This window comes from Streptomyces changchenzhani (assembly GCF_039766235.1).
In the GTDB taxonomy this organism is placed as follows: domain Bacteria; phylum Actinomycetota; class Actinomycetes; order Streptomycetales; family Streptomycetaceae; genus Streptomyces.
The window spans coordinates 312,836-338,027 of the sequence record NZ_JBDHNH010000010.1; the positions used below are offsets into that span (position 1 = coordinate 312,836).

At 71.4% G+C, this 25,192-nt stretch carries 22 protein-coding genes and 2 pseudogenes; 5 read left to right on the top strand and 19 right to left on the bottom strand.

From position 1 onward, the window contains the following. Positions 1-52: 52 nt before the first annotated feature. The 3 genes from ABCR94_RS29900 to ABCR94_RS29910 are packed head-to-tail and all read right to left on the bottom strand — an operon-like array spanning position 53 to position 2,576. Complete coding sequence (locus tag ABCR94_RS29900; RefSeq protein WP_347123524.1) at positions 53-943, bottom strand: branched-chain amino acid ABC transporter permease; 891 nt, start codon at positions 941-943, stop codon at positions 53-55. Beyond that, a complete protein-coding gene (locus ABCR94_RS29905; protein ID WP_347123625.1) occupies positions 940-1,779 on the bottom strand; it encodes an ABC transporter ATP-binding protein in 840 nt (279 codons plus the stop codon). The genes ABCR94_RS29900 and ABCR94_RS29905 overlap by 4 nt, the downstream gene beginning before the upstream one ends. Next, positions 1,776-2,576: an ABC transporter ATP-binding protein gene (locus ABCR94_RS29910; RefSeq protein ID WP_347123526.1), complete on the bottom strand. Its 801-nt coding sequence runs from the start codon at positions 2,574-2,576 to the stop codon at positions 1,776-1,778. Before ABCR94_RS29910 ends, ABCR94_RS29905 begins: the two co-directional genes overlap by 4 nt. Before the next feature lie 193 nt (positions 2,577-2,769). On the opposite strand from ABCR94_RS29910, the gene ABCR94_RS29915 reads away from it, so the two are divergent. Then, a complete protein-coding gene (locus tag ABCR94_RS29915; protein ID WP_347123528.1) occupies positions 2,770-3,966 on the top strand; it encodes a PucR family transcriptional regulator in 1,197 nt (398 codons plus the stop codon). On the opposite strand, the gene ABCR94_RS29920 is transcribed toward ABCR94_RS29915, so the two are convergent. From ABCR94_RS29920 to ABCR94_RS29930, 3 genes are all read right to left on the bottom strand, one after another. Then, positions 3,866-5,173, bottom strand: coding sequence for an MFS transporter (locus ABCR94_RS29920; RefSeq protein WP_347123530.1), 1,308 nt, complete (start codon positions 5,171-5,173; stop codon positions 3,866-3,868). The genes ABCR94_RS29915 and ABCR94_RS29920 overlap by 101 nt on opposite strands. A gap of 224 nt (positions 5,174-5,397) precedes the next feature. Then, positions 5,398-6,552: a glycerate kinase gene (locus ABCR94_RS29925; RefSeq protein ID WP_347123531.1), complete on the bottom strand. Its 1,155-nt coding sequence runs from the start codon at positions 6,550-6,552 to the stop codon at positions 5,398-5,400. 148 nt (positions 6,553-6,700) lie between these two features. Next, the gene (locus tag ABCR94_RS29930) at positions 6,701-6,922 is read right to left on the bottom strand and encodes a hypothetical protein (RefSeq protein WP_347123533.1); all 222 of its coding nucleotides are present in this window, start codon (positions 6,920-6,922) and stop codon (positions 6,701-6,703) included. A 384-nt stretch (positions 6,923-7,306) separates the two neighbouring features. On the opposite strand from ABCR94_RS29930, the gene ABCR94_RS29935 reads away from it, so the two are divergent. Then, entirely contained in the window at positions 7,307-8,479 is a 1,173-nt protein-coding gene (locus ABCR94_RS29935; RefSeq protein WP_347123535.1) for a hypothetical protein, read from the top strand. Positions 8,480-8,520: 41 nt separating this feature from the next. Here ABCR94_RS29935 and ABCR94_RS29940 read toward each other — a convergent pair whose 3' ends face one another. The 12 genes and pseudogenes from ABCR94_RS29940 to ABCR94_RS29995 form a co-directional block, all read right to left on the bottom strand. Further along, a complete protein-coding gene (locus ABCR94_RS29940; RefSeq protein WP_347123537.1) occupies positions 8,521-9,027 on the bottom strand; it encodes a methylated-DNA--[protein]-cysteine S-methyltransferase in 507 nt (168 codons plus the stop codon). A 25-nt stretch (positions 9,028-9,052) separates the two neighbouring features. Continuing rightward, positions 9,053-10,516 carry an AlkA N-terminal domain-containing protein gene (locus ABCR94_RS29945; protein WP_347123627.1) on the bottom strand — a complete coding sequence of 488 codons (1,464 nt, stop codon included), beginning with the start codon at positions 10,514-10,516 and terminating at the stop codon, positions 9,053-9,055. Positions 10,517-10,630: 114 nt separating this feature from the next. Beyond that, complete coding sequence (locus ABCR94_RS29950; RefSeq protein WP_347123539.1) at positions 10,631-12,049, bottom strand: phytoene desaturase family protein; 1,419 nt, start codon at positions 12,047-12,049, stop codon at positions 10,631-10,633. A gap of 263 nt (positions 12,050-12,312) precedes the next feature. Further along, the gene (locus ABCR94_RS29955) at positions 12,313-13,125 is read right to left on the bottom strand and encodes an inositol monophosphatase family protein (RefSeq protein ID WP_347123541.1); all 813 of its coding nucleotides are present in this window, start codon (positions 13,123-13,125) and stop codon (positions 12,313-12,315) included. A gap of 200 nt (positions 13,126-13,325) precedes the next feature. Further along, a pseudogene (locus tag ABCR94_RS29960) lies at positions 13,326-13,472 on the bottom strand (cytosine permease); the annotation flags it as partial. Between the two features lie 3 nt (positions 13,473-13,475). Next, positions 13,476-14,477 (bottom strand): TIGR03842 family LLM class F420-dependent oxidoreductase, encoded by a 1,002-nt coding sequence (locus ABCR94_RS29965; RefSeq protein WP_347123543.1) that lies wholly within the window; start codon positions 14,475-14,477, stop codon positions 13,476-13,478. Between the two features lie 11 nt (positions 14,478-14,488). Further along, entirely contained in the window at positions 14,489-15,892 is a 1,404-nt protein-coding gene (hydA, locus tag ABCR94_RS29970; RefSeq protein WP_347123545.1) for a dihydropyrimidinase, read from the bottom strand. A 61-nt stretch (positions 15,893-15,953) separates the two neighbouring features. Beyond that, a complete protein-coding gene (locus ABCR94_RS29975; RefSeq protein WP_347123546.1) occupies positions 15,954-17,240 on the bottom strand; it encodes an aspartate aminotransferase family protein in 1,287 nt (428 codons plus the stop codon). Beyond that, positions 17,237-18,079, bottom strand: coding sequence for a nitrilase-related carbon-nitrogen hydrolase (locus tag ABCR94_RS29980; protein WP_347123548.1), 843 nt, complete (start codon positions 18,077-18,079; stop codon positions 17,237-17,239). Before ABCR94_RS29980 ends, ABCR94_RS29975 begins: the two co-directional genes overlap by 4 nt. A 164-nt stretch (positions 18,080-18,243) precedes the next feature. Continuing rightward, the gene (locus tag ABCR94_RS29985) at positions 18,244-19,677 is read right to left on the bottom strand and encodes a hypothetical protein (RefSeq protein ID WP_347123549.1); all 1,434 of its coding nucleotides are present in this window, start codon (positions 19,675-19,677) and stop codon (positions 18,244-18,246) included. 156 nt (positions 19,678-19,833) lie between these two features. Beyond that, entirely contained in the window at positions 19,834-20,223 is a 390-nt protein-coding gene (locus ABCR94_RS29990) for a PPOX class F420-dependent oxidoreductase (RefSeq protein ID WP_347123551.1), read from the bottom strand. 46 nt (positions 20,224-20,269) lie between these two features. Then, positions 20,270-20,521, bottom strand: coding sequence for a helix-turn-helix domain-containing protein (locus ABCR94_RS29995; protein WP_347123553.1), 252 nt, complete (start codon positions 20,519-20,521; stop codon positions 20,270-20,272). Positions 20,522-20,571: 50 nt separating this feature from the next. Here ABCR94_RS29995 and map point away from each other — a divergent pair, with 50 nt between their 5' ends. Continuing rightward, positions 20,572-21,339 carry a type I methionyl aminopeptidase gene (map, locus tag ABCR94_RS30000; RefSeq protein ID WP_347123555.1) on the top strand — a complete coding sequence of 256 codons (768 nt, stop codon included), beginning with the start codon at positions 20,572-20,574 and terminating at the stop codon, positions 21,337-21,339. Between the two features lie 194 nt (positions 21,340-21,533). On the opposite strand, the gene ggt is transcribed toward map, so the two are convergent. Next, positions 21,534-23,366 (bottom strand): gamma-glutamyltransferase, encoded by a 1,833-nt coding sequence (gene ggt, locus ABCR94_RS30005; protein ID WP_347123557.1) that lies wholly within the window; start codon positions 23,364-23,366, stop codon positions 21,534-21,536. Between the two features lie 115 nt (positions 23,367-23,481). Here ggt and ABCR94_RS30010 point away from each other — a divergent pair, with 115 nt between their 5' ends. Together ABCR94_RS30010 and ABCR94_RS30015 are read left to right on the top strand one after the other, a co-directional pair. Beyond that, entirely contained in the window at positions 23,482-24,228 is a 747-nt protein-coding gene (locus tag ABCR94_RS30010; RefSeq protein ID WP_347123558.1) for a hypothetical protein, read from the top strand. A gap of 151 nt (positions 24,229-24,379) precedes the next feature. Further along, positions 24,380-25,069 (top strand): annotated as a pseudogene (locus tag ABCR94_RS30015) (Ig-like domain-containing protein); the annotation flags it as partial. Between the last annotated feature and the right edge of the window lie 123 nt (positions 25,070-25,192).

A 25,192-nucleotide genomic window follows, 5' to 3' on the forward strand; every position in this document is an offset into this window, starting at 1 on the left:
GGGGTCGTCCGCCGGGTCCGGGCGGGGGGCCGCGTCTCGCGGGCGGGTGGGGTCAGACACGGGCCAGCTCCTTCGTGCCGAACAGGCCCGCCGGTCGGATCAGCAGCACGACGACCATGACCAGGTACGGGGCGAGGTCGCCGATGCCGCGGCCCAGGAAGGACAGATCGCTCTGGTAGCCCGTGGCGAGGGACTCCGTGACGCCGACGATCAGGCCGCCCGCGAGCGCCCCCGTCGTCGAGTCCAGGCCGCCGAGGATCGCGGCCGGGAACGCCTTGAGCGCGGCCAGGGATGTCGCCCGCTCCAGGCCGGGGGTCGGGAAGACCGTCAGGAAGAGCGCGGCGACGGCCGCCAGCGCGCCCGCCACCGCCCAGGCGGCGAGCGAGACCCGGCCCAGGCGCACGCCCATCAGCGCCGCTGTCTGCGGGTTCTCGGCGGCGGCCCGCATCGACACGCCCCAGGACGTGTGGCGGAAGGCCAGCAGGAAGACGGTGATGAGCAGGGCCGCGGAGACGAAGGCGGCGATGCGGGTGTGGGCGATGGTGACCGGCCCGATCGTCAGGAGGCTGTCGCCCCACGGGTCGCCCACGGCGAGTACGTCGGTGCCGATACGGCGGGTCAGTTCGGTGAGGAGCAGGATGTCGACGCCGATGGTGACGATGGCGAGGACGCTGTGGTCGGAGCCGCGGTAGCGGCGCATCACCAGGAATTCGATTGCGGCACCGACGAGTGCGGCGCTGCCCGCGCCGACCGCCAGCGCGGCCCAGAAGCCGATGTCGTCGTGGAGTACGGCGGTGACGTAGCCGCCCGCGAGGAGCAGCGAGGCGTGGGCGAAGTTGACGACCTCGGTGGCCTTGAAGATGACGACGAATCCGAGGGCGATCAGGGCGTACACCGAGCCGATGGACAGCCCGCCGAGCAGCAGTTCGGCGAAGGTCGTCACGACGCTCCCCCTTCTGCGTCGGCCGCGCCCCCGCCGAGATAGGCGCGGACGACGGCCGGGTCGCTCTGCACCTGCGCGGGTGTGCCGCCCGCGATCCTGCGTCCGAAGTCGAGTACGGTCACCGCGTCCGCGAGCCGCATCACCACCCCCATGTCGTGTTCGACCAGCACGATCGAGATGCCGAGGCTGTCGCGTACGCCCGCGACGACGGCCGCCGTGCGGCGTCGCTCGTCGGCGGTCATACCCGCGACGGGCTCGTCGAGGAGCAGGATGTCCGGCTCCATGCACAGCGCGCGGCCGAGCTCGACGAGCTTCTGCTTTCCGTACGGCAGCGCCCCGGCCGGTGTGCCCAGGTCCTGTTCCAGGCCGACGAACGCCGCGATCTCCCGCACCCGTTCACGGTGCAGCCGCGCCTCGCGGGCGGCTGCGGGCAGCCGGAGCCCGGTGGCGAGGAACCCGGCGCGGGTGAGCCGGTGGCGGCCGAGGAGCAGGCTGTCGGCGACGGTGGAGTGGGGTGGCAGCGCGAGGTTCTGGAAGGTCCGGGCGATGCCGAGTCCGGCGATGCGGTGCGGGGCGAGGCCGGTCAGTTCGGTGGCCCCGAGGCGGACGCTGCCCGAGGTGGCGCGGTAGACGCCGGACAGGACGTTGAAGCAGGTGGATTTCCCCGCGCCGTTGGGCCCGATGACGGCGTGCACGCTGCCGGGCTCGACGGTGAACGAGACGCTGTCCAGGGCGGTCAGCCCGGCGAAGCGTACGGTCAAGTCGCGTACGTGCAGGGCGGGTACGCGGTCGCCGGGGGCGGATGCGTTTGATTCCGCGTCGAGTTCCGGTGTCATGGCGTCCACCTGCGCAGGGTGGGGGCGACCGCTTCGGCCCGTACCGCGTCCTCGGCCGCCGTCTCGTCGACGACGCCGAGATAGCGGCGGCGCACCTCGTCGGACGCGGCCAGTTCGTCCGCCGGGCCCGACAGGGCCACTTCGCCCACGTCCAGGACGTACGCGATCGAGGCGAGGCGCAGCGCGAGGGCCGCGTTCTGCTCCACCAGCAGGACCGACGTACCTGTGGCGTTGATCTCCCGGACGGTTTCGGCGATCCGGGCGGCCATCAGCGGGGCGAGGCCGAGCGACGGCTCGTCGAGGAGGAGGAGCCGGGGGCGGGCCATCAACGCCCTTCCCAGTGCGAGCATTTGCTGCTCACCGCCGGACAGGAGACCGGCCCGCTGGTGGGCGCGTTCGGCCAGGACCGGGAAGAGCTCGTGGACCCGGGCGAGCGCCGCGGCGTTCTCCTTGCGTCCGCCGCGCGCGCCCAGCGCGCCGGCCCGCAGATTGTCGCCGACCGTCATCCGGGCGAACACCTGCCGCCCTTCGGGGACTTGGACCACTCCGGCCGCGACGACCTGCGCCGCGTTCATCCGGTCAAGGGCGCGCCCGTCGAAGACAACGGCGCCCCCGGTCGCGGCGCCCCGGTGGAATCGCAAGGTGCGTGAAATGGCGCGCAGGAGAGTCGACTTGCCCGCCCCGTTGCCGCCGAGGACCGCGACGACGGCGCCGGGCGGCACCCGGAGCGAGACGTCGCGCAGCGCGCGCACCGGGCCGTAGCCCACGGACAGCCCACTCACTTCCAGCGAGGCCATACCCGTCCCCCCCTCCAGCGATTCACCCATTCACCCTGCTGTCCAGTACAGGGACACAGGTCAGCACCGGTGGGCCGCACCGTCCACGGCGCGGGGCGGAATCGCTGCGTATGACCAGCGGCGGCAGATCCGGATTGTGCACGGGCACAAGGGTCTGTCGCCCGGCGCACTTTCGGTGGCATCCTCACCAGCCATGAGTGGCCGCAGAGCGCGCACCGATCGTGAGTGGTCGGTCCTGGCAAGCGTCTCCGACGCGCTCCTTGAGCGCGTTCCGCACCTCACCGACCTGCTGATCGGCCAACTGCGTTCGCATTCGCCCCAGTACGACCTCGCGGTGCCGGGTGACGAGCACTGGCAGCAGATCAACGAGGCGCTGCGGCACGGCATCGAGACCATCGCCGCCTCACGCTCGGCGCCGCGCAGGGATCTGGAGTACGCGGAGCGCCTGGGCCGGCGCCGTGCCGAGCAGGGGCTCCCGCTGGATCTGCTGCTCTACGCGTACCGGCATGCCGGATATCTCGTCTGGGACGAGCTCCTGGAGATCGTGAGCGAGAAGGAGCCCGACGCGCTGCCCGTGCTGGTGCACACCGTGGCGCAGATGTGGGCGGCCGTGGACCGGCAGGCCGCGACGGTCGCTGACGCCTACCGCAGCACCGAGCAGGAGATGCAGCTGCGCACCGACGAGCGCGTACAGGCCCTGCTGGACGCCCTGTTGGACGGCCAGTCGGCCCCCGGGCTCGCGGCGCGCGCGGCGGCGGGCCTCGATCTGCCGGAGTACGGCCGGTACGCGGTGGTGGTGCTGCGGGTGGAGCGGCGCGAGAACCGTGAGCCGTTCCACCGGGTCGCCGCCGCCGCCGGTATGCGTTTCTTCTGGCGGATGCGCACGGACCACGAGGTCGGCGTCGTCGCGCTCGGCGACGACGCCGGCCTCGCGGAGCTCGCCGACGAGCTGGGCCGCCGGTGCGCGGGCACCGGCGGCATCAGCCCGGTGGTGGCGGGCCTGGCGGACCTCGGTCCTGCCCGTCGGCTGGCCGAGACGGCGCTGCGCACCTGCGGTGCGGAGGTGGGCATCGTACGGCTGGATCAGCGGCTGCCGACGGCTCTGGTGGTGAGCCAGCCGGATCTGGCCGCGCGGCTGGTCGCCGATGTGTTCGGCCCGCTGCTCGACCTGGACCCCGGCGACCGCGCGGTGCTCCTGGAGACGCTGGACGCGTGGCTGAAGTGCGAGGGGGCGGCGGGGCGGGCGGCCACGCGGCTGTACTGCCACCGCAATACGGTGTTCAACCGCCTCAGGAGACTTGAGCAGTTGACGGCTCGTTCGCTTTCCCGGCCGCGGGACCTGATCGAGATGACGCTGGCCCTGGACGCTTTCCGGCTTTCGGGCGCGTGATGCTCAGGGCGGCGGCCAGCAGTACGGGGGCCGCTGCGAGGGCGAAGCAGACGGGGAGCGGGACCCGGCCCACCAGCAGCCCGAAGGACGCCGCACCGGCCGAAGCCCCGGCGTTGAAGGCGGTGTTGACCCAGGCGCCGGCGCGGGTGCGGTCGCTCTCGGGTACGGACGCGTCGGCGATCAGATAGGCGGTGGTCAGCGCCGGGGCGACGAAGATCCCGGCGAGCCCGGCCGCGCCGATGAGCACATACAGGTGGGGCGAGAGCCCGGCGGGCGCCAGGGCGAGGCCGAGCCCCGCGACCAGGAGCGGCAGGCGTACCCGGTCCGGGGTAAGCCAGTTGACGGCGCCGTACGCGAGGCCGCCGACGGCGCTGCCCGCGGACAGGGCCGCCAGTACCCAGGAGACGGCGGCGGGCCGCTGATGCTGGTCGGCGAAGGCGACGATCAGCAGCTCCACGGCGCCGATGCACAGGCCGAGTCCCGCAGCGGCCGCGATCGGCGCGCGCAGCGCCCGCGCGACGGGCCTGCGCCCGGCCGCCGCGCCCTCGTCGCGTACCGCGTCGGCGGAAGCCCGGGAAGCGGCGTCCGACGTGCGGACGGCCGTGGAGGTGGCGAGGCCGAGGCCGCCGACCAGGATCAGTGCGGCGCCGACCACCAGACCGGCGGCGGGCAGCAGGAGAGTGGCCAGCAGTCCGGCCAGCAACGGCCCTGATACGTAAAGGAGTTCCTCGGCCACGCCGTCGAGACTGTAGGCGCGTTGAAGCAGCTGCCGGTCGGTCAGCAGCCGGCTCCAGACGGCCCGTACGACGGGCCCGAGCGGGGGCGTACAGGCGCCGGTCACGGCCGCCGCACCCACCAGGAGCGCGGCGGGAGCGTCGGGCCACCGGGTGACGGCGGCCAGGGCGACGAGGAGCGCGGCGTAGGCGAGGGTCATCGGCGGCAGCGCGCGCCGCGCCCCGTACCGGTCGATGAGGGCCGCCCTGGCGGGCGACAGCAGGACACTGGCCAGCCCGAAGAGGGCCATGGCACTGCCGGCCGACGCGTAACTGCCGGTGGCGGCCTGGACGGTGAGGATGAGGGCGAGTGGCACCACCCCGTAGGACAGCCGCCCGAGCAGCGCGGCGGCGAAGGGGCGGCGGGAGTGCGGGGTGCGCAGGACAGCGCGGTAGGTCGCGGCGCGCGAAGGCGCCGACGGGGTCACAGACATGGTGGGTGATTCCCTCGGTGGGCAGCGCGCGTCAGGGGGCGCTGCGGGCGTACGGGGACTCCTGAGCGCCGCACCGGCCGTCGAGGGCGGGTGCGGTCGGCGGAGCGAGTCCTATACGCCGCGAGGGAAGATCACGCGCGACACGTTAACAGGCACACCACACATGCCGACAGGGGCGGAGCATGAGCCCCGCCCCTGTCGGGTGACTACCCGGAGGGCTGCCGTCAGAGCAGGAAGTCCCGCGCGATGGCCTCCGCGGCGCGCTCCAGGAGCGGCCCCGCCTCCGCCATGGACCGGGCCTGGTCCGGCTCCAGTTCCGCCAGCGAGTAGGCACGCCGTATGCCGGCCCTGCCCAGCGCCTCCGGGAGGAGGGCAAGTCGGCCGCAGACCGCGACGACCTCGATGTTCTTCGCACGGGCCGCCGCGGCGACGCCCGCGGGCGCCTTGCCGTGCAGGGTCTGCTCGTCGAGGGAGCCCTCGCCGGTGATGACCAGCGTGGCCCGCTCCAGGGCGGCCGCGAAGCCCAGGACGTCGAGCATGACCTCAATGCCGGGGCGGAAGCTCGCGCCGAGGCCGACGAGCGCCCCGTAGCCGATGCCGCCCGCCGCGCCCGCGCCCGGGGAGAGGGCGTACCTGGCGGCCCGCGGGCCGACGGCCTTCTCCAGCACCGACGCGTAGTGCCCGAGGGCGGCGTCGAGTGTGGCGACGTCCTCCTCGGTGGCGCCCTTCTGGGGTCCGTACACGGCGGCCGCGCCCTTGGGCCCGGTCAGCGGGTTGTCGACATCGCTGGCGAGGACGAGGTCCACGTCGGCGAAGCGGGGGTCGATGCCCGCGAGGTCTGCGGTCACCAGGTCGCGCAGGCCGCCGCCACCGGGGCCGACGGGCTCGCCTGTCTCGTCCAGGAAGCGTGCGCCGAGCGCGGCCAGCATGCCCGCGCCGCCGTCGGTCGTGGCACTGCCGCCGACGCCGAAGACGATCGTGCGGGCGCCCGCGTCGAGCGCCGCGCGCAGCAGCTCGCCGGAGCCGTACGTCGTGGAGGTGAGGGGTGCGAACACGCCCTCGGGGAGGTGCTGGAGGCCCGAGGCCTCCGCCATTTCGACAACCGCCGTGCCGTCGCGCAGCGCGAAGGCCGCGGTCCGCTGCTCACCGAGCGGCCCGGTGACCCGTACCTCCCGGCGCTCGAACCCGGCGGCGACCGCCGCCGCCACTGTGCCGTCGCCGCCGTCCGCGACGGGCAGAGCCTCGACGTGTACGTCGGGGACGACCCGCCGAAGCCCGGCCGTCACCCGCTCCGCGACCTGCACGGCCGTGAGCGAACCCTTGAACTTGTCCGCTGCGACGAGCACGCACGCGGTCTCAGTTACTGCTCCGTCCGTCACCTTGTCATCCCTTGCTTTCGAACAGGCAGTCGCGCCGCCCCGACCATATCCGAGGCGGGAGCACCTGCCCATGGGTGTCCGCCGCGGCCGGGCCACTTCGACCGAATGGCGACCATTTCGCAGCGTTTGGCGCCCCCGTGGGATCCGGTCAGCCGGCGGCGGTCGCGCGGGAGTCGTACATCTGGTGCACCGCCCTGCCACCGTCGACGATCGGCACGCTGATGTGCTCGAAGACGTCCTCCAGCAGGTCGATGTCGCCGGTCTGCACCACCGGTCCGGGCCCGTCGACGGCCGACGCGGGCCCGCCGCCCGCCAGCACGGTCGCTCCGGCCACCACGGCCGTCGCCAGTACGTGCGCACATCGCTTCATCCGGCACCTGCCTCTCTTTCCAACGGTTCGAACGGCTCGGCGAGCTCTCGGGTATCCGTGAAACGGGACAAACCTCCCACGCGCGACGGGCGGAAGGGGGGAGCCCGGCCCGCCCGGCGCCGCGGAACTCGCCGGGCGCACCATGGCCCGCTGCGGCACAATCGGCGTGGACATACCGGTCGCGGGTGGCACGGAGCAGGTCGACCACTGCCCGGAAGCAGCTCGGCCGAATCAGGACTGTCCGCCAACTGCCCAGCGCCCTACGGTCTGTTGACTCGGCACCTTCACGCCGTGTTGTACCGATGTGCACCGACTGGTCGACAGCGCGGCCTAACGTCCCCGGCGTCATCCGTTCTTCCGTTCCGCTACGAACCTGGAGAGCCCATGCGCACATTCATCGGTGGAGTCCTGACCGCCCTCGCCGCCGGCGCCCTGGTCGCCCAGGGCACCCTGTCGGCCGGCGCGGTGGAACCCGCCGTGCCGGCCGCGGCCGGCACGGCGAGACATCTGCCCACCGAGATCGACGGAGGTGCCTGGAAGTCCGGGCACGTCCAGGGTGTGGCCATCGACCGGCGCAAGGGGTTCATGTATTTCTCCTTCACGAACCTGCTCGTCAAAACCGACCTGAGCGGCAAACCGGTGGGTTCCGTATCCGGCTTCACCGGGCACCTCGGCGACCTGGACTTCAACGAGAGGGACGGCCGGGTCTACGGCTCGCTGGAGTACAAGTCCGCGAAGGCCTTCTACATCGCGATCGTCGACGTGGACCACATCGCCCGCATGGGCATGGACGCGAGGACCACCGATGTGGTGTCCACCGTCTATCTCAAGGAGGTCGTGGAGGACTACACGGCCGACATGAACGGCGACGGGAAGTTCGACGGGGACACCGCGAACACTCCCGACCACCGGTACGGGTGCAGCGGCATCGACGGTGTCTCGTTCGGCCCCGACCTCGACAGCGGGCGCGGCGGCAGGCAGCAGCTGACCGTCGCGTACGGCGTCTACTCGAACACCTCCCGCAAGGACAACGACCATCAGGTCCTGCTCCAGTACGACGTACGCGCCTGGCACCAGTACGAGCGTCCGCTGCCGGAGAGCGCTCCGCACACCAGCGGCCCCGGGCGGGTCGGCGGCAAGTTCTTCGTCTTCACCGGCAACACCCGCTACGGCGTGCAGAACCTGGCGTACGACGCCGCCAAGGGCAACTGGCTGATGGCCGTCTACAAGGGCGCCAAGCCACACTTCCCCAACTACTCGCTGTTCATCGCGGACGGCTCGAAGCGCCCGGTCAACGGCCCCATCACCGGCCAGCCCGAGCCGGAGCGCGGCAAGCTGCTGTCCCTGCTCCCCAAGGGCCTGCACCACGCGCCGTCGAACACCTACGGCTGGGAGTCAGGCGGTCAGTACGGGCTGCTCGCGCTCGGCGGCAGCCGCTACTACCTCACCGAGGCCGGCACGGTCCAGGAGGGCGGCGTCACCAAGCAGACGGCCGTCTCCCGGCTGCACCGCTGGACCGGCAGCACCCCGACCCCGTTCAAGAGAATCGGGGGCTAGGAGGTGTCGTTCGGGTCAGGCCGGGCTCACGGGGCTCCGGGTCAGAACAGCGACTCCTGCTCGTCGGCCGCCACTCCGCTCTCGAAGGCCAGCAGCCGCTGCTTTCGGTCCAGGCCGCCGCCGTAGCCGGTGAGGCTGCCCGCGGCGCCGATGACACGGTGGCAGGGAACGATGATGCTGACCGGGTTCTTGCCGTTGGCGAGGCCCACCGCGCGGGAGGCTGCCGGGTTGCCGATGCGCTCGGCCAGTCCGCCGTACGACCAGGTCTCGCCGTACGGGATCTGCTGGAGCTGCTCCCAGACGCTCTGCTGGAAGGGGGTGCCCGCCAGGCGCAGCGGCAGGTCGAACTCCGTCAGCTCGCCCGCGAAGTACGCGTCGAGCTGGCGGACGGTCTCACCGAAGGGGCCCGGGTCGCGGTCGCCGAAGGTCTCTTGGGACGGGCGGTGGCGCTGGTCGGTCATGTAGACGGCCGACAGCATGCCCTCAGTCGCAACGAGCGTCAGCGGACCGTAGGGGCTGTCGATAACAGAATGCTGCTTGTACGTCATGTCGTCCTGGCCTTCTGGCGTGTCCCTACGCGGGGAGATGGTTGATGGCGTGGTCCTCGGTGGCCCACAGGTACTGGACGGCGTACGCCCGCCACGGCCGCCAGGCCGCTGCCCGCGCCGTGAACGCGGCGGGCGTCGACGGGAGCCCCAACTCCTGTGCAGCGCGCCGGATTCCGAGGTCCGTCGGCAGGAACGCGTCGGGGTCGCCGAGCGCGCGCATCGCGATCACCTCGACCGTCCAGGGGCCGAATCCGGGCAGGGCCATGAGCTGGGCCCGCGCCTGGTCCCAGTCGCTGTCGATGCCGAGCCGCAGCGTTCCTTCGGCGAGCGACGAGACCAGCGAAGTGAGCGTGGACCGGCGGCTGCGCGGCAGCGCGAGCGCCTCGGGGTCAAGACCGGCGAGCGCGCCGGAGGTCGGGAAGAGGTGGGTGAGTCCACCGGCCGGGTCGTCGACGGGCACGCCGTGCGCCGCGACGAGGCGGGCCGCGTGGGTACGGGCGGCGGCCGTGGAGACCTGCTGGCCGAGCACGGCCCGTACCGCGAACTCCGCCGCGTCGGTGGTACGCGGCACCCGGCGGCCCGGGGCCTTGTCGACGAGCGGGGCCAGCAGCGGGTCGGTGCGCAGCTGGCCGTCGACAGCGACCGGGTCGGCGTCGAGGTCGAGCAGCCAGCGGCAGCGGCTGATGGCGATGGTCAGATCGCGCAGGTCGGTGAGCGAGAGCAGGCAGGCGATGTGGTCGGGCCGCGGGGCGAGGCTCGCGATGCCGTGCCCGTACGGCAGATCGAGCGTGCGCCGGTACGCCCCGTCGCGCCACTCCTCGACGCCGGGGACGGCGGTCGCGGCGAGGTGGCCGAAGAGGTTATCGGGGTTGAGCGGGGCGCGGAACGGCAGCCGCAGCGAGATCACCCCCGGCGTCTGCGGCTGCTTGGCGCCGCGGGCGCGCAGCTCCGAGGGGGAGAGCGCGAAGACCTCGCGAACCGTGTCGTTGAACGTACGAACCGAGGAGAACCCGGAGGCGAAGGCGACGTCGGCCATGGGCAACGGGGTCGTCTCGATGAGGAGCCGTGCGGTCTGGGCGCGCTGGGCACGGGCCAGGGCGAGCGGACCCGCGCCCAGCTCGGCGAGGAGCTGGCGCTCGACCTGCCGGGTGCTGTACCCGAGACGCCCCGCGACCCCCGGCACCCCTTCGCGGTCGACGATGCCGTCGCTGATCAGGCGCATGGCGCGGGCGACGACATCGGCGCGGGCGTTCCACTGCGGGGAGCCGGGACTGGTGTCGGGGCGGCAGCGCTTGCAGGCCCGGAAACCGGCCTGCTGGCAGGCGGCCGCGCTCGGCAGGAAAGTCATGTTCTCGACTTTGGGCGGCACGACGGGGCAGCTGGGGCGGCAGTAGATCCGGGTGGTCAGAACCGCAGTGAAGAACCACCCGTCGAAACGCTGATCCTTCGACTGAACAGCCCGCACGCAGCGCTCCGTATCGTTGTGCATGGCGTCGATATGCATAACTCAAGCATCGGCCACCCAACCCATCAGGGCTGGCGAAAATCCGACATCAAGGTGCGACAGCCAGGGCCTGCCCGAACTACGGCCCCGCCACGCTCCTCAACCCATCACTCGCAGGTGTCGCCACACAGCCTTCGCCGCGTTGTGCCCCGACATGCCGTGGACACCCGGGCCGGGCGGGGTCGCCGACGAGCAGATGAAGACCGCCGGGTGCTGTGTCGCGTACGGAAAGAGCGACAGCTTGGGGCGCAGCAGCAGTTGCAGCCCGGAGGCCGCGCCGCAGGCGATGTCTCCCCCCACATAGTTCGCGTTGCGCGCCGCGAGCTCCGGCGGGCCCGCCGTGGCGCGGGCCAGAACCAGATCGCGGAAGCCGGGGGCGAAGCGCTCGATCTGCCGCTCGATCGCCTCCGTCAGGTCGCCGTCCCAACCGTGCGGGACATGGCCGTACGCCCAGAAGACCTGCTTGCCCTCAGGCGCACGCGACGGGTCCACCAGACTGGGCTGGGCGGTGATCAGGAACGGAGTCTCGGGCGCCGTACCACCCGAGGCCTGGCGCAGCGCGGTGTCGATCTCGCCGGCACTGGGACCCACCTGAACGGTGCCGGCCCGCCGAGCCTCCTCCGCCGTCCACGGAACCGGCCCGTCCAGCGCGTAGTCGATCTTGAAAACACTCGCACCGTACCGATAGTTCTCATACGCCCTCCCCAACCCCGCAATGCGGGCCAGGGCAGTGGGCGACGTATCAAACACATACGAACGAGCGGGCGGCAGATCATCAAGCCGCTTCACCTCGAACCCCGTATGAATCGTGCCGCCCAGATCCCGCAGATACGCGGCCAGCGCGTCCGAGATCGACTGCGACCCGCCCCGGGCCACCGGCCAGCCCCCCGCATGCGCGGCCAGCGCGAACACCAGCCCCACCGCACCGGTGGCGATCCCGCCCAGCGGCGCGATCACATGAGCCACAAGCCCGGCGAACAACGCCCGCGCCTTCTCATCTCGAAAACGACGCATGAGCCAGGTCGACGGCGGCAGCCCGTCGATCCCGAAGCGCGCCAGGGTGAGCGGATCGCGCGGCAGCGCCGTCAGCGGCAGCGACATGAAGTCCCGCGCCAGGGTGTCCCACTTCCCGAGGTAAGGCGCGACCAGTCGCCGGTACGTACCCGCGTCACGCGACCCGAAGGACGCGGCGGTCTCGGCGACCGAGCGCGACAGCACCGCGGCCGTGCCGTCGTCCCACGGATGGGCCATCGGCAGCTCGGCATGCAGCCACTCCAGCCCGTACCGACCCAGCGGCATCGCGTTGAATGCCGGCGAGCCCGCGCCCAGCGGGTGGACGGCGGAACAGGGGTCGTGCCGGAACCCGGGCAGCGTGAGTTCCTCGGTCCTGGCGCCACCACCGATCGTGTCCCGCGCCTCGAACACCTCCACCGAGAAGCCCCGGCGGGCAAGTTCGACAGCGGCGGTCAGTCCATTGGGCCCCGCCCCTACGACGACGGCATCGAGCATCGACGGCACCTTCGGACTCCTTTGTCAGCCGGTGGCCAAGAGCCCCAGGATATTCCTGGGCAGCAGCTTCAGAACGCCGGGAGGGGGTCGGGGCCGGAGGGAGTGGTGTTCGGGACGTAAAGCGTGATTTGTGGGCCTCTTCCCCGCCAGGGCCTTCGGCGACCCCGCAGTGCGCCTAAATCATGCAGTCCCGAACGCCGCTCCCGCAGGCCATGGCCCCCGGCACCGCACCCGAGCCACCCCCGCACCCGCACCCGAGCCACACCCACACCTCACTCCCCGCCCAGCAGCCCCATCACCCGAGCCACAGTCCCCGCATCCCGAGCCGCGGTGAACGGCAACGCATTGCCCCCCGCCACCCGAAACCGCTCCCCCGAGAGCGTCGACTGCGCCCCGCCCGCCTCCTCGACCAGCAGCAGCCCGGCCGCATGGTCCCAGGCCAGCTCCCACGAAAAGGCAATGGCGTCCAGCGCGCCCCGGGCGACGCCCAGGTACTCCAGCCCCGCCGAGCCGCACGGCCGGGCGTCGACGCCGTCGACGTTCAGCCCGAGCAGGGCCCGCTTCTGCTCCGGCGTCGTGTAGTCCGGGTGGGACATGGCCACCCGGAGCGCCGCGCCGGGCACCGGCGAGCCCGCTCGCAGCGGCTCCCCGTTCAGCCGGGCGCCGCCGCCCCGCACCGCGACGGCCATCTCGTCGAGCACCGGCGCGTACGTCCAGGAGGCGAGCACCTCGCCCCGGTGCGCGAGGGCGACCAGCGTGCAGAATCCCGCCTCGCCGCGGACGAACTGGCGGGTCCCGTCGACGGGGTCGACGATCCACACCGGCGCGTCGCCGCGCAGCGCGTCGTACACCGAAGGGTCCTCGTGGACGGACTCCTCGCCCACAACAACAGAACCGGGCAGCAGCCGGGTCAGCGAAGCCGTGAGGTGCTCCTCGGCCCGGCGGTCGGCAACCGTCACCAGATCGTGCGGCCCGGTCTTCTCAATGATCTCGTGCGCGGCGAGCTGCTGGTGCCGCGGCATGATCTCGGCGGCCGCCGCCTTGCGGACAGCCTCTTCCACGTCGGACAACTTGTCATCGATCATGCGTCCAGCAAAGCACGGACCGCCGACAGCCAAGGGTACGGTCAACGCCCGACCGCGTAACCCTGCATTCCCCTGGTGTTCGCCGCGGCGGACAGCACGCCCGTTTCCGGGTCGCGCGCGACGACGCACAGCCGCCCCGGCTGCGGGAGTTCGCCACCCGGAAGGTAGATCTCGGCAGACGAATGCCACTCGGCCTCGAAGAGGGACCGTACGGTCGCGACGGTATACCGAAGGACCTTGCCCGGCGCCGAATAGGATCCGCCGACCGCGAGGACGCCTCCGACCGCGAAGGCCGGCACTGCCCGCCAGTTCCAGCTGCCGGTGTACCAGTAGCGACCCCCGGGCCTCTCTCAGGAGTTGAGCGCCGGGATGACCGTGGCGCCGTACGCGTCGATCGTCGTCTCCTTGGCGTCGTGCATGTCGTACACCGCGAACTGGTCGACGCCCAGCGCCCGCAGCGCCTTCAGCTTCTCGATGTGCGCCTCGGCAGGACCCAGCAGGCAGAAGCGGTCCACGATGTCGTCGGGCACGAACGCCGTGTCCGGGTTCCCGGTCCGCCCATGGTGACTGTAGTCGTACCCTTCGCGCTGCTTGATGTACGCGGTGAGGTCCTCCGGCACGAGACCGGAGTGCTCGCCGTACTTGGCGACCAAATCAGCGACATGGTTGCCGACCATCCCGCCGAACCACCGGCACTGTTCGCGTGCGTGGGCCAGGTCGTCACCGATGTACGCGGGCGCGGCGACGCAGATGGTGACGGACGCCGGGTCGCGTCCCGCGTCCGACGCGGCAGTCCGTACCGCCTTGACCATCCACTCCGTCAGGAACGGGTCGGCGAGCTGAAGGATGAAGCCGTCGGCCTTCTCCCCGGCCATGGCGAGCGCCTTGGGCCCGTACGCCGCCATCCACACGGGCAGGCTGCCGTCCTTCACCCAGGGCAGCCGCAGGGACTGCCCTTCGACCTCGGCCTCCCGGCCCTCGGCCAGATCGCGGATGACGCCGATCGCCTCGCCGAGGCGGGCGAGGGTGTTGGGCTTGCGGCCCGCGACGCGCATCGCGGAGTCGCCCCGGCCGATGCCGCACACCGTCCGGTTGCCGTACATCTCGTTGAGGGTGGCGAAGGTCGATGCGGTGACCTCCCAGGTGCGGGTGCCGGGGTTGGTGACCATCGGCCCGACGATCAGCCGCTCCGTGTGCTCCAGGATGCGGCTGTAGATGACGAAGGGCTCCTGCCACAGCACGGCGGAGTCGAAGGTCCAGCCGTAGCGGAAGCCGTTGCGTTCCGCACGGCGCATCAGGCCGACGACCGCGGAGGCCGGCGGGTCGGCCTGCAGGACGAGTCCGAAATCCATGACGACAGCTCCTAGTTCAGGTACTGACAGGTGGCGCGGGGGGTGTAGCGGCCGTGCCCCGCACGGCCGGTGAACTCCCGCTCGTTGATGACCACTTCACCGCGCGAGAGCACGCTCTCGACGCGGCCGGTGAGCCGCTTGCCCTCGTACGCCGAGTAGTCGACGTTCATATGGTGGGTGGCGGCGGAGACGACTTGCTCTGCGTGCGGGTCGTAGATGACGATGTCGGCGTCGGCGCCCGGCGCGATCGTCCCCTTCTTCGGGTAGAGGCCGAACATCCGCGCGGGCGTGGCGCAGGCGATCTCGATCCAGCGGCGGCGCGAGATGTGTCCGTCGACGACCGCCTGGTGCAGCAGGTCCATGCGGTTCTCGACGCCCGGCAGGCCGTTGGGGATCTTCGAGAAGTCGCCGCGGCCCAGCTCCTTCTGCCCGGTGAAGCAGAACGGGCAGTGGTCGGTGGACACCACCTGGAGGTCGTTGGTTCGCAGCCCGCGCCACAGCGCCGCCTGGTGCTCGCGCGGCCTCAGGGGCGTGGAGCAGACGTACTTGGCGCCCTCGAAATCGGGCTCGGCGAGGTTGTCGGTGGACAGGAAGAGGTACTGCGGGCAGGTCTCGCCGAAGACGTTGAGCCCCTTGTCGCGGGCGACGGCCAGCTCGGCGAGAGCTTCCTCGGCCGATACGTGTACGACGTACAGCGGGGCCTCGGCGACCCGGGCGAGCTGGATGGCGCGGTGGGTGGCCTCGGCCTCCAGGAGGACCTTGCGGACTTCACCGTGGTAGCGAGGATCGGTACGGCCCTCGGCGAGTGCCTGCTCGACGAGTACGTCGATGGCGATGCCGTTCTCGGCGTGCATCATGATCAGCCCGCCGTTGTGCGCGGAGCGCTGCATGGCGCGCAGGATCCGGCCGTCGTCGCTGTAGAAGACCCCGGGGTATGCCATGAAGAGCTTGAAGGAGGTGATGCCCTCCGCCACCAGGAGGTCCATCTCCTTGAGCGACGACTCATTGACGTCGGACATGATCATGTGGAACGCGTAGTCGATGGCGCACTGCCCGTCGGCCTTCGCGTACCAGGTGTCAAGCCCTTCGCGCAGGGCGTGCCCGACGCTCTGCACGGCGAAGTCCACGATGGTCGTGGTGCCGCCCCAGGCCGCCGCCCGGGTCCCCGTCTCGAAGGTGTCGGAGGCCGCGGTGCCGCCGAAGGGCAGTTCCATGTGGGTGTGCGCGTCGACCCCGCCCGGGATGACGTACTTGCCGGCCGCTTCGATGGTGCGCTCGGCGGTCCAGCTCTCGGCCGCGTCGCTGCCGTGCGAGGCGAGTGCGGCGATCCGCCCGTCCTCGATCAGGACGTCGGCGTGCATTTCGTCGGAGGCCGTGATGACAAGGCCTCCGCGGACAACGGTACGGTTCACCATTTATGCTCCTTTCCGACGGAGCCGCCCGGTACGCACCCGGGCGGCTCCGCGCCTTTGTGGCTCAGTGCGCTTCCCGCAGTGCCCGGTCGAGGATGCGCGCGCCCTCCTCCGCCTCAGCGACGGTGAGGGTCAGCGGCGGGGCGATGCGCAGCACGCTGGTGTTGTGGCCGCCGCCCTTGCCGATCAGGAGGCCGTTTTCGCGCGCGGCCTCCAGGACGGCGGCTGCGGCCTCGGGCGACGCCTCGTCGGTGCCCGGCTTCACCAGCTCGATGGCCGCCATCAGGCCGCGCCCGCGCACCTCGCGTACGTACGGCACGCTCGCGCCGATCGCGCGCAGCCGCTCCAGGAGCAGCCCGCCGACCCGGCGGGCGTTTCCCTGGAGGTCGTGCTCCTGGAGGTACGCCAGGTTGGCGAGGCCCGCGGCCATCGTGATGGGGCTGCCGCCGAACGTCGAGATGGAGTTGGCCTGAAGGCAGTTCATGACTTCGGCGCGGGCGACGACCCCGCCGATGGACATGCCGTTGCCGATGCCCTTGGCGAAGGTGAGGATGTCCGGCGGGCCGTTCTCGGCGTGCGCCTGCCAGCCCCAGAAGTGGTCTCCCGTACGCCCCCAGCCGGTCTGCACCTCGTCGGAGATCCACAGGATGCCGTGCCGGTCGAGGACTTCTCGGAACGCGGCGTACAGGCCGTCGGGCGGTGAGGTGAAACCGCCGACGCCCTGGATGGGCTCCGCGATGAGCGCCGCGACCTGCCCGCCGGTCTGGCCGAGTACGTCTTCGAGGTCGGCGACGCACGCCTCGGTGAACTGCGCGTCCGACAGTTGCGCGTACGGACCGCGGCTGCGGACGCCCCCGTGGACGTACATCGTCTGGAGCGGCGAGAGGCTGGTCGGGGACCAGCCGCGGTTCCCGGTGATGGACACGGTGGAGAAGGACCGGCCGTGGTAGCTGTTGCGCATCGCCAGGAGCTGGTTGGAACGGCGGTACGTGGTGGCGAGGAGCAGCGCGGTGTCATTGGCCTCGGTGCCCGACGTGGTGAAGAAGACCCGCGCGTCGGGGATGCCGGAGAGGGCCGCGATCCGCTCGGCGAGCTCGACCATGGGGCGGTCGAGGTACAGCGTCGAGGAGTGGATGATCCGGCCGGCCTGCTCGGTGACGGCCTTGGTGACCTCGGGGAGCGCGTGGGCGGTCATGGTGGTGAGGATGCCGCCGAAGAAGTCGAGGTACTTCTTGCCCTCGGCGTCCCAGACGTGCCGGCCCTCACCGTGGGTGATCTCGATCGGCTGCCGGTAGTAGAGAGCGACCCAGTCGGGGATGACCGCCTTGTGTCGGTCGTGGAGACTGCTCACGGCTGTACCAGTCCTTCGTACGCGTCGGGACGGCGGTCTCGGTAGAACGCCCACTGCTGGCGTACTTCCTCGATGAGGTCGAAGTCGAGGTCGCGTACGAGGAGTTCCTCCGCCTTGTCGCTCGCGACCTCCCCCACGAACTGGCCGCGCGGGTCGACGAAGTAGCTGGTGCCGTAGAAGTCGTTGTCGCCGTACTCCTCCTCGCCGACCCGGTTGATGGCGGCGATGAAGTACTCGTTGGCGACGGCCGCCGCGGGCTGTTCCAGCTGCCAGAGATGGGCGGACAGGCCGCGGGACGTGGCGGAGGGGTTGTAGACGATCTGGGCGCCGTTGAGACCGAGTTGGCGCCAGCCCTCGGGGAAGTGCCGGTCGTAGCAGATGTAGACGCCGACCGTGCCGACGGCCGTCTCGAAGACCGGCCAGCCCAGGTTCCCCGGCTTGAAGTAGTACTTCTCCCAGAAGCCCTTGACCTGGGGGATGTGGTGTTTGCGGTACTTGCCGAGGTAGCTTCCGTCGGCGTCGATCACGGCTGCGGTGTTGAAGTAGAAGCCGGACTGCTCGCGCTCGAAGACGGGGACGACGACGACCATGCCGGTCTCGCGGGCGAGGTCCTGCATACGGCGGACGGTCGGCCCGTCCGGGACGGCCTCCGCCCAGCGGTAGTGCTCGGCCTCCTGCACCTGGCAGAAGTAGGGAGCGTTGAACACCTCCTGGAAGCCGATGATCTTCGCGCCCTGCCGGGCCGCCTCGCGGGCGTGTTCCTCGTGCTTGGCGATCATGGATTCGGTGTCGCCTGTCCAGGTCGCCTGGACGAGTGCGGCGCGTACGACGTTGGCCATGACTTGTCTCCTTCAACGGGACGTCAGAGACCTTCTACGCCCGTAGATTCGGGACGTGGAGGGATGAACGTAAGCCCCGTCGGGGAGTGGGGCAAGACCATCGTCGTCAACCCGCTGAGTCGATCATGTTTCGCACCCGAGGGGGTGACGGACGGGCCATGTGTTCACCGTGCGATTCCGGCCACCCGCAAGGCGTGGGCCACATCGCGGTGCCTTCCCGGTCCCGCGTCGCGCGCGGCGTCCAGCAGCAGGGGGACCAGCCGGTGCGGGTCGCTCTGCGCGAGGTGGGCGCAGTCCTCGGGGGTACGGACCCGAACGAACGCATCGGCCAGGGAGCGCACTTCGCGCTGCTGCCCGGCGGCGTCCAGCGCCAGCAGGGTCGCCGCGACCTCGGGTGCGGGGCGGGCGACGCACTGCCGGAGCAGCTGCCGGCCGTCCTCGGCGAGCCCCGCCGCGTCCAGCGCGCCGGCCATCGCGGCCACCCGGTGGGGCGGCAGCGAAGCCGCTTCCCACAGCAGGGTCCCCCAGTCGGCGGCAAGGCCCGCGCGATGCAGGGCCCCGGCGAGTACGGGCAGCCGGTCGACGGGCCAGGCGGCGGCCTCGCAGAGCAGGGCGTGGGCCTCACCGCTGCGCCCCTCGACCCGAAGCCGTACGAGGACGGTGACGGCGTCGGAGGCGGCACGTTCGCCTTCGGCCGCCTGCTCCCGGTCGGGCTCGGATCCCGGCACCTCCACCGCTTCCTCCTCCGCCACTCCGGCGTACCTGGCCCCCCGGGGCCCGGCCGCCGCGGGCGCGGACAGGCCGGGCACGGTGAAGACCCCGCCCCCGTCGTCGCTGTCGTCGTCCAGCCCGGCGTAGCGGGCGCCCCGGGGGCGCCGCCGCGCGGCGGGAGCGGGAGCGGGACTGGGACTGGGAGCGGGATCGGCGTCGGACGAGCCGTAGGAGCCCGGCGCGTATGGGTCCGACGGCTCCCCCGACCCATCCGCTGCGGCGTCCTGCGTCGTGTCCTGCGTAGTGTCCTGCGCGCGGAACCAGGTGTCCGGCGCCGGCGGGCGGACCGGGGCGGAGGGCTGGACGACGTCGTGGCCCTCCCAGGCGTCCAGGGCCGCGAGCCGGTCGGTGATCTCCGCACAGCGGGCCGCCGCGCGTTCGCGGTCGTCCCGCACCCAGGCGAGTTCAAGGCCGACCCGCTCCGCGTCGACGCCGTCCACGGAATCCCGCAGACGGTCCGTCAGCTCCCGCTCCCGGCCGACCGCGTACGTCTGCTCCCGCCGCATCGCCCCGAGCCGCTCCGCGAGCGCCGCGCGCCCGTCGGGCCGCCGGTCGTGCTCCATCGCGGCCGCGGTGTGAAGTGCTCGTGCGCGTACGGCCTCATGCTCCGCGGCCTGTGTCCCGTGCGTGGTGGCCAAGTCCTGGAGCAGCGCCTCCACCACGTCCCACGGCGGGAGTTCGGTCCCCTCCAGGCAGGCGCGCATGCCCTCGGGATCGCGCCGCCAGAAGACCCCGCACCAGCCACCGCCCGTATCGAGCAATGCGGTCAGATCTCCCAGATAGCGCGCGAACACCCCAATATCCACCGGGAGTTGACCCAACGCCATAACCGCCCCTGCCGCCCCTGCCGCCCACCGCCACCTGGAACCAACCGGTCCGCAGGCATTCGACCGCAGTTGTGTTACGGCACGGCTACGCGCGCTTTTCCGACGCGATCAGATTGCCGGGGCGCCAGGACGCCCAGGACACCCAGGGCGCCCGCGTCACAGTCGGATGGCGATCCCGGTGTGCGGACGCTTGCCGAGCCGGAAAACCAAGGCCGGCCACTCGATGAACCAGAACTTCCAGGTGTACTTGCGGGCCAGCAGCTTGCGCAGATCGCGCATCGCCGCTTCTTCGAGCAGCCGAGCCGCACCCTCCGCCGACGGCGCGCCCTCGGCGATGCGACCGCGGACGTCGCAGGCTGTGACGAGCACCCGGCCATCATTGCGGATGCGCTTGACCTTCCAGGAGTCCGACTTGGTCCACACGAAGAGCTCCGTGCCGTCGGACGCGGCCCAGACGGGCGTGGCGACGGCGGTGTCGTTCTTGCGGAAGGTGGTCAGGCTGACGTACGGGGCGCGGCCAAGCGGTTCGAGCTGGTCGGAAGTCATGCCCGCGACACTACGTCGTACGGCGCGGCGGACCGCGGAACCGGCCTCACGCGGGCACCAGGGCGCACCGCGTCACGATCTCGTCCATCGACAGGCCGAGCACCGAGGCCAGCGCCGCCACGGTGAAGAAAGCGGGGGTCGGGGCGCGGCCCGTCTCGATCTTGCGGAGGGTTTCCGGGGACAGGCCCGCGTGGGACGCGACGTCCACCATGGTGCGTGCGCCGCGCGCCTGGCGGATCAGCCGCCCGAGCCGCTCGCCGCGCTCGTGCTCTTCTGGGGTGAGAGGGGTACGTACCATCCCGTCATTGTAATACCGCCCGGCCGCTCATGACCGGTATAGTAATTGGCATGGTTGAGATCAAGACGGATTCTTCGGTGGACGCGATGCGACAGGCAGGCCGGGTGGTCGCCCAGGCCCTCACGGCGGTACGGGAAGCGGCGGGCGTCGGCGTCGGGCTGCGTGAGCTGGACGAGGCGGCGCGCGAGGTGCTGCGGGAGGCGGGCGCGACCTCGCCCTTCCTGAACTATCACCCGGGGTGGGCGTCCGTCCCCTTTCCCGGCGTCATCTGCACCTCCGTCAATGACGCGATCGCGCACGGCATCCCGGACGGATACCGGCTGCGCGACGGAGATCTGGTGAGCATCGACTGCGGCGCGAAGCTGGCCGGCTGGGTCGGCGACTCGGCCATCAGCTTCGTCGTCGGCACGCCACGCCCCGAGGACATCCGCCTGGTGGACACGGCCCGCGAGGCCCTGGACGCGGGCATCGCGGCGGCGGTCGTCGGCAACCGCATCGGCAACATCTCGCACGCGATCGGCCGCGTCTGCCGATCCGCGGGGTACGGCATCCCGGAGGGCTTCGCCGGCCACGGAGTGGGCCGCAGCATGCACGAGGCTCCCGAGGTCCCCAACGAGGGGCGTCCCCGGCAGGGACTGGCGCTGCGACGCGGGATGGTGCTGGCGATCGAGCCGATGCTGATCGGGGGCGGCGGGGACGTCTTCCACACGGCCCCCGACGGCTGGACCCTGCGTACGTCGGACGGCAGCCGCGCGTCCCACGCGGAGCACACGGTGGCGATCACGGATGTGGGCCCGCGCATCCTGACCCTGCTCTGAACCACCCCGGGCCACCGGACGGGCGGGGTTTCGCCGCGCCTGTCCGGCGGCCCTCGGGGCACCGCCCGAGGACCGGGCTCCGCATGACCGGGGCCCTCATTACCCGGCCCCGCCGGAGGGGCCGGCCACAACGAGCCCGCCCGGCGGCCCGGCGCCGGAGTCCGCGATACCGGACCCCGGCGCCGGGCTACGCGTCACCGGGGACCGGCAGGCCGCACCACCATCGCCGAGCCGCCGCCGCGCCGCACCTTCTCCGCCGCCGCCAGCCACCGCCCGTCCGGCAGTCGCTGCACCCCGGTCGTCGCACCGATCTCCGGGTTCTGCCTGAAGGCATGCCCGAGGGCTTCGAGCCGGGCCCGCTCCGGGCTGTTCCACAGCCCCGGTTCGAGCTCGGTGGTGGCCTGATTGCGCTGACTCGCGCGCGGCGCCGCGATCGCGTCGACCAGCGGCAGCCCCCGGTCCAGATGGCCCGTCAGGGTCTGGAGCACCGTCGTGATGATGGTCGCGCCGCCCGGCGAGCCGAGGGCGAGGAGCGGACGGCCGTTCTCCAGCACGATCGTCGGCGAGATCGACGACCTCGGACGCTTGCCGGGACCGGGCAGGTTCGGGTCGTGGACCGCCGGACTGGCCGGCGCGAACGAGAAGTCGGTCAGCTCATTGTTGAGGAGGAAGCCACGGCCGGGGACCGTGATGCCACTGCCGCCCGTCGACTCGATGGTCAGCGTGTACGCGACGACGTTGCCCCACTTGTCGGCCGCGGTCAGGTGTGTTGTGTTCTCCCCCTCGAACGTCGTCGGGGCAGCCTTCCCACCGGCCTTGCACGCCGTCGGGTTTCGCGGATCGGCCGGCGCGAGCGGGCTGGTGAGCACCGCGTCGTCCTTGATGAGGCACTCGCGCGAATCGGCGAAGCGCTGCGACAGAAGCTCGCGGGTCGGTACGTCCTCGAAGGCCGGGTCGCCGAGCCAGCGCCCCCGGTCCGCGAACGCGATCCGGCTCGACTCGATGAAGCGGTGCAGATACGCGGTCTGCGATGCGGCCGAAAGGTCGGTCCGCTCAAGGATGTTGAGCGCCTCGCCGACGCTCGTACCGCCGGACGACGACGGGGCGATGCCGTACACGTCGAGCCCGCGGTAGGACACCTTTGTCGGTGCCTGCCCCAGCACGTCGTACGCCCGCAGATCCTTCGCGGTCAGATCACCGGGCCGGGCCACCCGCTGCGACTTCGGGTCCACGGGCGGCTTGCGCACGGTGCGGACGATGTCGCGTGCCAGGTCGCCCCGGTACAGCTCGTCGACGCCCTCGCGGCCCAACTCGCGGTAGGTGCGAGCCAGGTCGGGGTTCTTGAACCGGGAGCCGACCACCGGCAGTTCGCCGCCCGGCAGGAACAGCTCCGCCGTGTCGGGGAAGTCCCTGAACCGCGCCTCGTTGGCCTGGGTCTGGGTGCGGAAGGTCGGGTCGACGGTGAAGCCGTCGCGCGCGAGCTTCTCGGCCGGTTTCAGCAGTGTGCGCAGCGATTCGCTGCCCCACTTGTCGAGCGCCGCCCGCCAGGTGGCCGGGGTGCCCGGGGCGCCGACGCCGAGTCCGCTGGTGACCGCCTGCTCGAAGGGGATCGGCTTGCCGTCCTCAAGGAACAGTGACTTGTCCGCGCTGCGCGGGGCCGTCTCACGGCCGTCGATCGTGCGCACGGTACGGGACTTGGCGTCGTAGTGGACGAAGTAGCCGCCACCGCCGATGCCCGCCGAATAGGGCTCGGTGACACCGAGCGCCGCCGCCGTGGCGACGGCCGCGTCCACCGCGTTTCCGCCGTTCCTGAGCACTTCGATCCCGGCCGCCGAGGCATCCGCGTCGACACTGGCGACCGCTCCCCCATACCCGGCGGCGACCGGCGTCTTGGCGGGCGGCGGCTTGGCCGTGGCGGGCGAGGGGGCGGGGGCCGGGGCGGCGGACGGCGGCGGCGTGGCGCCGACCGATGCCACCGCCGCCGCGACGGCCCAGACCGACAATCTCCGTACGGTGGTGCGGCGCATGCGTACCTCCAGTCGTTGACCGTCCGCGCAGCGTAACCTCACCTCACCTCTTCCGGCAGGACCACCTCGAACATCGGTCCGCATACAGTGCGCAGGGCCGCTAGCATGCCGCCCCATGAGTGACGACGTACGCAACATCGTGCTGGGCGTGATCGCCGCCGGGGTCACCGCTTCCCTCGGCTGGCTGGCCCGTACGTACCTGTGGCGGCGCAAGCTGCGCCGCAAGCAGGCTTTCTTCGGGCTGCCCAAGAACTCCGAATCATTGCTCGTGGTGAACCGCGAACCGGGCGCCAGCGACAGCTCGGTGCATCGCTACGACGTCTTCGCGCTCCTCGAACTCTCCGCCCTCATCAAGGACTGCGGGGCACACGCCCAGATCCTCTCGCACGACATCGCACAGCAGGGCTTCGGCGAACGCACGGAATTCTGTGTGGGTGGTCCCGGCTCAAATCGCCGGATGGCAGCTCACCTTCATTCCCTTCTCCCCGGCGTCAGGATGAACACCGACTCCGATCCCGGCCCGGACCGCGGCGCGTTCCAGATAGGCGGCGAGCGCTACCGTCTGGAGACCGGCGTGTCCGAGTACGTCCTGCTCGCACGCCTGACCGCGGGGCAGGACGCCAGACCGGTCTTCCTCTTCTGCGGGCAGCGCGCGATCACCAACCAGGCGGCGACGCACTATCTCGCCCGCAACCACGAGAAGCTGGCCCGCAAGCACGGCGACAAGTCGTTCACCCTGCTGCTGAAGGTCATCAACTCGCAGGCGTACGGACCGGACATGGTGGAGCTGATCGCCGATGTGACCGCGGCCTCGCAGGCCCCGATACCGGCGGTACGCACCTCCCACCGGGCGATCGGGTAGCCGGTAGCCGGGGTAGCCGGTCGGTCACACTCGGGAACCGACGGAGAGCCTTGTCACACCCGTGTTCCAGGGATTTTTCATGATTTCCGCAACCCGAAGGCCGCGAATCAGCTCTGCCCTGGAGACAGACATCGCACCGGAGGTTTTCGAGTTGAGCCGCATACGCACGTCGAGCCGCACGCGCACCCTGGCCATCGGCACCGCGGCGCTTGCCGCCGCGCTCTCCGCCTGCTCCGGCGGCGGGGCCGGACAGGAGGGCGCGGCCGACGTGTCCGAGAAGCCCGCCGAGATCTCGGTGAACCTCCAGGGCGAGCAGGCCAAGGCCGGGCAGCCGGTGAAAGTGACGCTGGCCGACGGCAAGCTGCAGCAGGTCACCGTCGCGAACGGCGGCGGCGAGAAGCTCGACGGGAAGATATCCGCGGACGGGAAGACCTGGACGTCGGCCCGCAGGGCCGCGCCCGGCACCAAGTACACCGTCGAGGCCAGGGCCGACGCCGGCGGCACGGCGAAGGCGTCCTTCGCCACCGCCGCGCCGGACAAGGTCAACAAGCTGAGCCTGGCCCCCGGCAAGAATTCCACCGTCGGCATCGCCCAGCCACTGTCGATCGTCTTCGACCACCCGGTGAAGAACAAGGCCGAGGTGGAGAAGAACCTCAAGGTCAGCACCTCGAACAACACCGAGGGCTCCTGGGGCTGGATGGAGGACTGGTCCGGCAAGGCCAGGGTCGACTGGCGGCCCAAGGAGTACTGGAAGGCCGGCACCAAGGTCACGCTCGACGCCGACCTCAGCGGCGTCGACTCCGGCACCGACGGCGGCTGGTTCGTCCGTGACTACAAGACGAACGCCGCTTCTCTGGGGGTCCCAGCGGATGCCGTGCTTGTGAAGCTCACATTGGTGCAGCTCAACGCTGGTGTAGAAGAGCCTAGCCATTGCAACAGGTGTGGTGCTATCCCCGGATCGGGT